This is a genomic window from Vibrio sp. V03_P4A6T147 (assembly GCF_002241085.1).
In the GTDB taxonomy this organism is placed as follows: domain Bacteria; phylum Pseudomonadota; class Gammaproteobacteria; order Enterobacterales; family Vibrionaceae; genus Vibrio; species Vibrio anguillarum.
In genome coordinates this window covers 1-11,330 of sequence record NZ_NDIO01000009.1, presented here as the reverse complement: position 1 = coordinate 11,330, position 11,330 = coordinate 1, and the positions used below count along the sequence as shown (strand labels likewise).

Genomic DNA, 11,330 nt, shown 5'->3' with positions numbered 1-11,330 from the left:
TCATCCCTAAACCACCTTGTATGGCTGTTTTTATATAGATGCCAACAGCCAATTATTTATATATACCCTTCCTACTTGAAGCTGCAGCGGTGTTGGCTACGTTCGTTCACCCCAATCATATAGTTTGCCTATGCTCATGGGGACTCACTCACTTGCCGCCTACCTGCAACTCCAAGTTGTTTGGGTATAAACAGTAACCTCAGCGAATAAATGGATTGAGCGGCTAAGGCTTCTAATTCCGCTTGTAGCTCTTGATAAGTTTGCGCAGAGTCAGCACTTTTCTCAATGACTAAACACAGATCAAACAAGGCATGCAAACCTAAGCTGCCAGCTGAACCTTTCAATTTGTGTGCTAACGACTTAACGACCTGAGCCTGTTCCCTCGATTGGCGAAACTCGTGTAGGTATTCATGCGTGCAATCGGCGAACAGCTCAATGATTTCATTCATCTTGTCACGCCCTAGCACTTCAATATCCGCGAGTAGGATCCGCTCGTCCATAATCGGACGAGCGGATTTTTGGCTATCAGAGATTACGTGCGTAGGCACAATCAACTCAACGGGTAAGGTATTGTGTTCAATACGTTGCTGGACAAGTTGTGCAAGATCTTCTTTGACTAAAGGTTTGGGCAAATAGCCATCAAAACCAGCCGCTAAATAGCTTTCCACCTCTTCATTAAACACATGAGCCGAAATAGCAATCATCGGTGTGGGGCGTAGATGAGAATACTGTTCACGTTCGATAAGTTTGAGCTGCGCCAACAGCTCAACACCATTAACGTCAGGTAGATTAATATCGAGCAGTGCGATATCAAACCTGTGTTCACTAAACAGAACCCGAGCTTCAACGCCTGTTTTCGCGGTGAGCACATTATGACCGAGACTGATCAAGAACCCTTCAGCAACCATGCAGTTGACAGGGTTATCCTCCACCAGCAAGATGTTGGCCTCTCGCGTCGCGGCTATCGGCCTTTTAACCACTTCATTCACTGCCTCTCCTCGCTGTAAAGGAACAGTAAACTCAAAACGGCTTCCTTTGCCTAAATCTGATTCAAGCTTAAGCTCGCCGCCCATGGCTTCAACAAGCCGTTTGCTGATAGCCAAACCAAGCCCAGTACCGCCTTTGTAACTTTGCTCACTGGAAGCTTGAGTAAACGCATCAAACAGCCTGATTTGATCCTGTTCACTGACTCCAACACCGGAATCCGAGACTTCAAATGTCACTTGATTAGGCATTTCAGCATCAAGACTGACATAAATATCCACATAACCTTGATCGGTAAATTTGATGGCATTACCCACAAGGTTCGTCAGCACTTGACCCAAGCGAGTCATATCACCCACCCAAAAAGAAGCAACATCCAGTTCAATCTGCTTGGTAAATTCAAGCGACTTTTCTTCAGCACGTCCTTTCATCAGTTGGTAAACATCGTCCACCATTTGATGCAAATTAAAGTTGGCATTGCGAATTTCTAAGTGTCCGGCCTCAATTTTTGAATAATCCAGCACATCATTCAAAATGGACAACAAGGTGTGGCCGCTGCGGTTAATCACGTCCACATACTGACGCTGTTGAACGGTTAATGGCATCTCTTGTAATAAACGAGCCGTGCCTAATACGCCATTCATTGGTGTGCGGATTTCATGGCTCATAGTGGCCAAAAATGCCGATTTAGCGCGGTTGGCTTGCTCGGCTAAGTTGCGAGCTTTGGCATGATTCAACACTTCCATATTGAGTTTCTCATTGGTGTGTTGCAATTGTTCTGTTCGCTCGGTAACCACTTCCTCTAAGTGCTCTTTATGTTCTTGTAACGCCTCTCTCGCCTGCGCTTCACTTTCCGCCACCACTTTAAGAGACTGCGCGGTATTGCGAGCCGTGATGATCGCCAGCCCCATTTGCGCCAGTTCATCCTCTCCTTGGACTGCCACTTCCACCTGCAGTTGCCCTTTTGCGATGGATAACAGTGCCGATGAATATTCAGCTAAACGTTTTACCACCGACAGATAGACGACCTTCCACATAATGAAAGCTGCAATGAGAAGGCCAACCAAGGTTAATAAGGTCAATGTATATTGTGCCATGTTCAAGGTTGTAGAGAGCTGCGCAACAGCGTGAGTCGTTGTACGATTGGAGTCATCTACTAAGCGGCTGACGGTAGTATTGAGATCTGAAAACTGTACTAAGGTGTTTTGTGTGAGCGATTTCGCGACCTGTTCGTTATCATAGCGTTGCTGCAAAACACTAAAAACCACTTTGCGCTTTTCTAACTCATTAAGCAGCTCTGTCATTTGCTTCGAACGCGTCGGGTCTTCTACCGCGCGTACTCTGCGCTGCATGATGGTGAGGTTATGCAAAAACTCTGTTTGGATTTGTTGGATTCGCTCAACATCGGTAACCGTGCGTGTCTCTTCGATGTGGCTGAGCATTTTGAACGCCAGCAAATGAAGCTCATGCAAGCGCTCTGAAAGATCGAGGTCTACTTCCACTAAAGCGTCTAACGCTTTGTACGCTTGTGACGTTTTATCGGCTTGTAGCAAGTCATAAATATGCGTCACATTCGCCACTGCGATGGTACTGGTATTGAGCACTTGAGTGCGCGTCAGCTCTTCCAATTGCAGCGCCAGTTGTCGCATCTCTTCCACTCGAACACTTAAATCATGTGCCAGATACAACTTACGCTCAACCGTAATACCAAGCTGAGCCAGTGTATCGATAACGCTTTGAACATCATTTTCTAGGCGCGTCAGCAGTTCTGAATCAAAGGAATCGGCACCCAACTGCTTGATGTGATTAAGCAAAGATTGAAGCTGATCGAAAAGCGCTTTGCCATACTGCTGGCGCTCTTGCTCTGTTTTTGAGTTGGTTAACATTTGCACAGACGTAATGATTCGTGTGCTTAACTCCGACACTTGACGCGCTTCCAGCATCGAAGGAATGGCAGAATTCACCACATTACGTTCGGTTTTAGCCACCAGCGAAAAACCAAACACACCGATCAACGCCGATAACAAAACGAGCATGGCCATTGCCGAAAAGGACAACATTAATTTTCGGCCAATACTGGCTTTGGCTAACAACATGGCACCCAACCTCAAACATTACTTCTTAAGCAACACGGAATGGGCTATATTTTGCAGTGTTTACTCACGTTATGCCAACGAATAGCGAATGCAATTGATCTTAAACCTTATTTCCCCAACACTTTTACTGCTGATTTTAAGCTTGGTTAGCAGCACAACATTCGCCGAACCCCATAAGAAAGTCTGCGCTTTATACCCTCACCTCAAAGATTCCTATTGGTTATCAGTCAACTATGGAATGGTTGACGAGGCGAGAAAACAGAAGTTGAATTTACGCGTGTTAGAATCGGGTGGTTATCCTAATCATGAACGACAAAAAGAACAGCTTTCATTGTGCGTTCGTTGGGGCGCTGATGCGATTATTCTCGGTACTGTGGCACCGGATCTTTACACGACAGACTTAAGCACATACGTCGCTTCTACGCCTGTGTTTGCAACGGTTAATCAGCTCATTCTCAATCAGCAGCAGGCTGCACGGCTACAAGGTCAAGTGGGTGTCGATTGGTATTGGATGGGATACTACGCGGGAAAATATCTTGCTGATAAGCACCCACAAGGCAGTGGGAAAACCAATATAGCCTTGCTACTTGGCCCGAAAACCAGTGGTGGTACTCAACCCGTTAGCCAAGGTTTTTATCGCGCAATACAAGACAGCGATATCAACGTAGTGGAAAGCCTATGGGCAGATAATGATAAAGAACTGCAGCGTAATTTAGTACAACAAGCGCTGGAGCGAGCTGACCTTCGCTATATTGTGGGCAGCGCCGTCGCGATTGAAGCGGCGATCAGCGAATTGAGAACCTCAGGGATGACAAACCACATCGGTTTGGTGGCAACCTATTTAAGTCATGGCGTCTACCGCGGGCTGCTGCGTGGCCGAGTCGAATTTGCGCCAACGGATAAAATGGTCGAGCAAGGCAGGCTTTCCATTCAACAAGCTGCGGCTTTTTTCAATCAGCAACCTTATGAAAAAAAAGCCGCACCGATTATCGAATCCTTAACGCCTATGTCACTCAATCCGCAGATAATTGCAGATTCGTTATCTCCATCTGAATATAGGCCGACTTTTAGCGTAAAAGAGATTGAATAAAAGTGGCGATTTCGCTATTTAACATACTGATTTGAATCATAGGGACTCTTCAATGCAAACAACGACTCGGACTATGCCTGCGCATAAGCATGTCGCTCTCGTCGCTCACGACAACTGCAAACCAGAACTACTTCGCTGGGTAAAAGAAAATAAAGAAAAACTACAGCGCCATTTTTTATACGCGACAGGAACCACTGGCAACATGCTCAGCAAAGAGACTGGCCTTGCTATAAAAAGCATGATCAGCGGTCCGATGGGTGGCGACCAACAAATTGGCGCGTTGATTTCTGAAGGCAAAATTGATGTATTGATCTTCTTCTGGGACCCACTCAATGCCGTACCGCATGATCCCGATGTAAAAGCTCTGCTACGAATTGCCAGCGTTTGGAACATTCCAGTTGCCACAAACCGCGCCAGTGCTAAATTTTTGTTCTCTTCACAGTTGATAGAGCAAGAGGTCGATATCGAGATCCCTGATTACCAAGCTTATCTAGCTGAACGCATGTAACTTATAACCTTTACATACGCACAGAGACACAGCCAAAATCCAAATCACCACATAAGACAACTTGATCGCCTGCGTGAACGCATCCCCTTTCAAAGGATGCGTTATTTCTGCTTCACCACTGGGTAATCCCCTGATAGCAATTCGCGAACAAAAACCGAGCCACTGCCCGAGTGCGTGATCCACACTTTCTCTTTAGCGCGGGTCATTGCAACGTAGAATAAACGGCGCTCTTCGGCATAGGGGAAATCATCATTCGATTGGCTCAATGCACTATCGATATGCAGCGCTTTCACTCGAGCCGGAAACTGCCCCTCATCAACACCGAGCACAATCACAAAATCGGCTTCTTTACCTTTACTGGCATGACAAGTCATAAATTCTATATTGAGTGAGCGGTAATGCTTTTTCCAGTCGTTAAGCCGCCCTGGTTTATGATAATGGTTTCGTCCAAGCAATAGCACAGATTGCGTACTATTCGCTTGGCGATTGAGTTGATCCAAGATCTTTTCAATGTTGTTGCTTGGTGCAATAAAAACTGATTTTTGTTTTTGCTGCTTGAAGCTGTTAAGTGTTTTTGGTAATTGATTCGGATTGGCTTGAATAAACTGGTTAGCCACCGCACCCAACTGATCATTAAAACGATAAGTCGTATCCAGATAATAAACCGTCGAGTGTGGGAAGCGCTCACTAAACCCAGTCGTAAGATCAACGTCAGAACCAGCAAATTGATAGATTGACTGCCAATCATCACCCACTGCAAACAAGTTACACGCTCCTGGCTGCTGCTCACACAAAGATTGGATCAACGCCAATCGCTGTGGTGAAATATCTTGGTATTCATCGATCATGATGAATTTCCAATTCGATTTAAATTTGCCCTTTTCAACGTATTCCGTTGCGCGGCTGATCATCATATTAAAATCGATTTGATTTTGCTCTTTGAGCATTTGTGACCAAGCTTGGTAACATGGCCAGCACAAAGAGAGCTCACTGTTCAGCCGTGAATAGTCTGGATGGTCAATCAAACGTTGTTGCAGCTCCTTTTTCCCAAGACCAAGCATAGCCAGTTGCTCAAGCTGCTTTTCCAACCATGCAATCAGCTTTGGGTTTTCAACATGGCTGCCCAGTTCATCATCACCAGCTAAATAAGCAATTGGCCATTTAGATAAATGCTTCTGCCAACGCTTAAAATTGGTCGGCGTCATCCAATGTTTCTTCAACCAATCAATACACCATGCCAACTTTAAGTTACTGTCTAAAGCTACAGGCGAAATGATCGCTTCTCGCCCTTCGACCTCGTTTAAAATTTTCAGCCCTAACTGATGGAAGGTATTAACGCGAACGTGCTCCGCCGCCATGCCGATTTTGCTATCTAATCGCTGTTCCATCTCTTTCGACGCATCGCGACCAAAAGCCACCAGTAGAATTTCGTGGGCCTGTGCAAGGTGACTTTGGAGTAGATACGCAACACGCGCCGTCAAAACGCTGGTTTTGCCCGAACCTGCACCCGCTAGGATGAGGTTGTGATCATCATTGAGTAGCACTGCGTGTTGCTGCGACATATTAAGTGGAGAACTTTCGACTTGAGAGAATAAGACTTCCCAGTTTTGACGTTCCAATTCAAGCCAGTGTTGATTTCGTTGGGCAAGGGACGCCGAGCGATCCGTAAGCCAAGGCGAGAGCTGAGCAATAGCATCAGGTAGCCGTTGACGTGCTTCGGCTAATTTCATGTCCATCGTCGAAAAATCAGCTTCCACTTGCAAAGCCCAAACATCTAATAAGGAGTGTGGCAAAAAAGAGGGTAAACGCTTCAAGCGATTGAGCTCTTGCTCCCAGCGAGGCAGATACTGACTCAACTGCACACATTGACGATTGTGCCATTGTTGATAAGCCGCTACCGCCGTATGGGCAAACTGTCGGCATTCGGGCCAAGGCAAACCTTGCACCAACCATGATTGCTGAACGCCTTCATCTTCATGCGCAAAAAACTGCAATGCTCCCCAAAACAAACCACGCTTAACACGGACTTTACCGTTCCAAACCGTGAACGGGATCCGCTCTTCGCTGACAGCCGAGGAGATAATCAAACGCTGTTGGTCAAGTTCAACTTGGTTATATTCGTCTTGAATGAGAAATTGTGCAGGCTTATTTGCGCTCAGCTGCATGGTTTTATGCTCTTTTATAAGAATGTGAATATGATATACCAATCACAGTGGGCATTGAAAAATTAATGTCAAGATTACTGTTGTTGATTTTGTAATCAAGTAGACGTTTTTCTTTATCTTGATCAGAGTGTTAATCAACGCTTCTGCTACACTATGGTTTTCTTTTTGGATGTTGAAGTATCGTGCCGCTCTCTAGCAAAATTCGCCTTTATTGGGCGAATAAAACTGTCAATTACAGCATTCTCATTTTGATCACTCTATTAGGCGTGGTCATTCCTGCGTGGCACTACAACCTCAATACTTGGATTACGCCACTGATCCTTGGCGTGATTGCCGCAGCACTGGCTGAAAGTGATGACAGTTTCAGTGGACGGTTAAAATCCCTCACTCTGACATTTATCTGCTTTGCTATCGCTGCATTTTCCATCGAACTACTTTTCCATACCCCGCCACTGTTTGCGATTGGGTTATTTATCTCCTCGTTTGGTTTTATCATTCTTGGCGCAATTGGCCCACGTTATGCCAGCATCGCCTTTGGCTCCTTACTTATCGCCATCTACACCATGTTGGGTGCACACCAAAGCGTGAATTTGTGGTTTCAACCCGTTTTGCTTCTGACGGGTGCCGCTTGGTATTACTTCATGTCGATGATTTGGCATATGTTTTGGCCAATGCAACCAGTACAGCAAAGCTTAGCGAATGTTTTTTTGCAATTGGCCAATTATCTTGAGTCCAAAAGCCATCTCTTCCATCCCGTATCGAACTTAGTCCCTCAGCCATATCGAATTGCTGAAGCCAATTTAAACGCAGCAACGGTTACCGCACTTAATCAATGTAAAGCTACTTTGTTGAGTCGTTCCAAAAGAGGTCATATTGATGGTGCCAGCGACCGATTTCTCAACATCTATTTTATGGCACAAGATATCCATGAACGTGTCAATTCAAGTCATTATCGCTATCAAGAGCTTGCCGAACACTTTAGCCGCTCAGATGTGCTGTTTCGCTTTAAACATTTATTAGAAACACAGGCTAAAGCCTGCCGTGAAATAGCCCAATCGATTCAGTTAGGGCGAAGCTATCAGCACCATTCAGAGTCAATTATGGCTTTGGATGAATTGCAAAGCTCATTAAACTACCTACAAGAACAACAACGCCCTGACTGGCGGGTGTCACTAGCGCAATTAGGTTATCTTTTCAATAACTTAGCAACAGTAGAAAAGCAGCTCAATAACGTTAACAACTCTGATGCTAACAAGCTCGAAGAGGGCATGTTGTATGATACAGAAGCCCACACTCTTAAAGCCATGTGGTTACGGGTGAAGGCAAATCTGCATAAAGATTCCATGCTATTTCGTCATGCGCTGCGTATGTCTATCGCACTCACTATCGGTTACGGAATCATCCAAGGTTTTGGTATTGAACGAGGCTATTGGATTTTACTCACGACACTGTTTGTTTGTCAGCCAAACTACTCAGCCACTCGGCAAAAACTGACGGCCCGAATCATTGGCACGTTATCGGGGCTGTTTTTAGGCGTGCTGCTCTTAACCTTGTTCCCATCGCCAGAAAGCCAATTGGTCTTTATCGTACTATCAGGTGTGATGTTTTTCGCCTTTAGACTAAACAACTACGGCTATGCGACTGGCTTTATTACTCTTTTAGTGCTGTTTTGCTTTAATCAATTGGGTGAAGGTTACGCTGTGGTACTGCCTCGGCTTGCCGATACTCTGATTGGCTGCGCATTGGCCGTCGCAGCGGTAGTGCTGATCCTCCCTGACTGGCAATCAAAACGATTACATAAAGTCATGGCGGATGCGATCAATGCCAACAAAGCCTATTTGGGACAGATTATTGGTCAGTACCGTATCGGCAAAAAAGACAACTTGAGCTATCGCATCTCACGGCGCAATGCCCACAACCAAGACGCAAATTTAACCGCAGCGATCAGTAATATGCTGGCAGAACCGGGTAAATATCGCGCGGCAATCGATGAAAGTTTCCGTTTTCTGACACTGAACCATGCACTGCTCAGCTATATCTCCGCTCTTGGGGCCCATCGGACACGCATCGAAGATGAAGCAACGCACCAACTGGTACTTGAAACTCACCGAGTGATCCACCAACACTTAGAGGTGTTGCACAAACAACTTTATGAACATTGTGATGAATGCGATACCAGCGACATTGACGACGCAGGCTTAGAGAAACGCTTAGCCGAATGGCGTGAAGAAGATGAAAGCTCGGTAAGAATGGTCTTACAACAACTGCACCTTATTTATCGCATGCTACCTGAGCTTCACTCTCTCGCCAGTAAGTTTGCCGTCCGTGTAAACTAGCAATTGTCGTAATAATGAGAGCAGCTCAATTTCGGGCGGCTCTCACCTTTCTCTTGTTATAACTTGACATTTTTCGGACAAAAAATCGCCACGTCGAGAATAATCTCAGATTAAGTATTTTCTTACAGGTGTAAGGCCATGAAAGGACATCAAACTTACCGCGGTGAGAAGGCAGCGCATTTTTTACTGAGGCATGAGTCGATGACGCATAATCAATTTGAGTCTTTAAAATCACAATTACAGCATTTAACACCCCAACAACTGCGTTTATTACAAGGCGAGATAAAGCACTCTTTGGAAAATGAATCGAATAATTTGCTCACTGATGATGAGCTGAATGTGCTTTCGAGCCTCTTTTCCTAGTCACGAATTTCTTCTTGTGCAAAAAGTAAACGGAGCCTAAACTTTAGACATCGACGAGGGTAAGCTTATGTCTATATCTGGTGTTCATTCTGGCTATCAACTGATCAATCAGTCAAATAAAATGGCTGAGGATGCGGCTCGTGAGCTCAATATGGAAAAAGACATCTCTCCTGTCGATAAAGCGGACAAAGCGCTTGCTTTTAATAAAGTTGAGTTTGATAAAGTTGTTGCTAAAGCTGAAGAAAAACCTGAAGAAATTGATAGCCTACTAAAATTGAACCAAGCTACACAATACAACCGCATTGGCACCAATATTATCCAACGAGATCAAGACATGCTGGGTTCAATATTGGATATCCAAGCCTAACTCTTCACACAACTTGCAACACAAGCAAATATTGTGTTTATGTGCATGGTTAGTACAATGCCCGCAAATTCTTTACCATGATTCGCTATGCCTAAGCTAAACCTGCATCGAAGAGATTATGTTTCTATTTTGGGTGGTGATATATCAGCCCAGCAGCTAGATCAAATACTTCAACCCAAACTCACTTCTCCAACGCTCAAATTAACACCAAGTCCGTATTTAACCGCAAAAAATGTAGAACGCCGTTGGCAAGTACTTAACACGCGAACGAACAAAAGTGCGCTTTTAGATGACTCAAAAGAGCAAGATATGCTCAGCTACCACAAAAATATTGAGCATTTTATTGGCACAGTCAAAGTTCCAGTTGGGATCGCAGGGCCATTACGAGTCAACGGACTGTTTGCCAAAGGTGATTATCTCGTCCCGCTAGCGACAACCGAAGCCGCTTTGGTTGCCTCTTATCATCGTGGGGCAAAACTGCTCACTGCGGCAGGAGGTGCAAGCGCCATGTTGTTAAATGAAGGCGTTACTCGCACGCCAGGCTTTGCATTTTATAACTTAATCGAAGCTGGGCAGTTTGTTGCGTGGATAGTGACTCAATATGACCACTTTAAACAAGTTGCAGAAAACACGACAGCACACGGAAAACTGTCAGACATTAATGTCAATATTGAAGGGAACCATGTCTACCTCGTGTTTGAGTTTTTAACCGGCGATGCATCAGGGCAAAACATGGTCACTATTGCCACCAATGCCGTGTTCCAAACCATTCTGGCGAATACTCCTGTGCAGCCTGAATACGCATTCCTTGATGGCAACCTATCGGGTGATAAAAAAGCCACTAGCCAAACACTGCGTAGTGTGAGAGGAAAAAAAGTGACTGCCGAGGTGCATTTATCTGCCGAACTCATCCATAAACATCTGCATACGACGCCACAGTCTATGATGCAATTTGGCCAAATGACGACTGTTGGTGGGGCATTAAGCGGCGCGATAGGCATTAACGCGCATTACGCTAATGCACTCGCTGCTTTGTATATTGCCTGTGGGCAAGACGCCGCTTGCGTTGCTGAATCGGCAATTGGTATGACACGCATGGAAGTGGACAAAAATGGTGGTTTGTACGCCAGTGTAACCTTACCCAATTTAATGTTAGGGACCGTTGGTGGCGGTACAGGGTTACCGAGTCAAAAAGCATGTTTGGATATTCTCGGTCTGCACGGTACTGGTCATTCGCAAGCGTTAGCCGAAGTGGCAGCATCACTCTGTCTGGCTGGTGAACTTTCTATTGTCGGTGCGTTCTGCGCTGGCCATTTTTCACGCGCTCATCGTAAACTCGCTCGTTGAGGTATTACTTTTCACAACCGAAAAGGCGTTACGTGAAGACGTAGCGCCTTTTTTATTGGTTAAGTGAGCATATG

Annotated in this window: 8 protein-coding genes; 6 read left to right on the top strand and 2 right to left on the bottom strand. The window is 45.3% G+C overall.

Going from position 1 to position 11,330, the window contains the following annotated elements; translation table 11 throughout:
* Positions 1-134: 134 nt before the first annotated feature.
* A complete protein-coding gene (gene torS / locus B9J84_RS00275; protein ID WP_404206155.1) occupies positions 135-3,080 on the bottom strand; it encodes a TMAO reductase system sensor histidine kinase/response regulator TorS in 2,946 nt (981 codons plus the stop codon).
* A gap of 88 nt (positions 3,081-3,168) precedes the next feature.
* Here torS and torT point away from each other — a divergent pair, with 88 nt between their 5' ends.
* On the top strand, positions 3,169-4,170 hold the full coding sequence (gene torT / locus B9J84_RS00270; protein WP_017047230.1) for a TMAO reductase system periplasmic protein TorT: 1,002 nt from the start codon (positions 3,169-3,171) through the stop codon (positions 4,168-4,170).
* Positions 4,171-4,222: 52 nt separating this feature from the next.
* The gene (locus B9J84_RS00265) at positions 4,223-4,678 is read left to right on the top strand and encodes a methylglyoxal synthase (protein ID WP_026027464.1); all 456 of its coding nucleotides are present in this window, start codon (positions 4,223-4,225) and stop codon (positions 4,676-4,678) included.
* Between the two features lie 101 nt (positions 4,679-4,779).
* Here B9J84_RS00265 and helD read toward each other — a convergent pair whose 3' ends face one another.
* Positions 4,780-6,843, bottom strand: coding sequence for a DNA helicase IV (helD, locus tag B9J84_RS00260; RefSeq protein WP_179217482.1), 2,064 nt, complete (start codon positions 6,841-6,843; stop codon positions 4,780-4,782).
* Positions 6,844-7,025: 182 nt separating this feature from the next.
* On the opposite strand from helD, the gene yccS reads away from it, so the two are divergent.
* The 4 genes from yccS (at position 7,026) to B9J84_RS00240 (ending at position 11,256) form a co-directional block, all read left to right on the top strand.
* Positions 7,026-9,179 carry a YccS family putative transporter gene (gene yccS, locus B9J84_RS00255; protein WP_094123264.1) on the top strand — a complete coding sequence of 718 codons (2,154 nt, stop codon included), beginning with the start codon at positions 7,026-7,028 and terminating at the stop codon, positions 9,177-9,179.
* Positions 9,180-9,317: 138 nt separating this feature from the next.
* Positions 9,318-9,542, top strand: a complete 225-nt coding sequence (locus tag B9J84_RS00250) for a hypothetical protein (RefSeq protein ID WP_013867905.1) — start codon at positions 9,318-9,320, stop codon at positions 9,540-9,542.
* Between the two features lie 67 nt (positions 9,543-9,609).
* Positions 9,610-9,909, top strand: coding sequence for a hypothetical protein (locus B9J84_RS00245; protein ID WP_013867906.1), 300 nt, complete (start codon positions 9,610-9,612; stop codon positions 9,907-9,909).
* A gap of 87 nt (positions 9,910-9,996) precedes the next feature.
* The gene (locus B9J84_RS00240) at positions 9,997-11,256 is read left to right on the top strand and encodes a hydroxymethylglutaryl-CoA reductase (protein WP_094123263.1); all 1,260 of its coding nucleotides are present in this window, start codon (positions 9,997-9,999) and stop codon (positions 11,254-11,256) included.
* Positions 11,257-11,330: the final 74 nt, after the last annotated feature.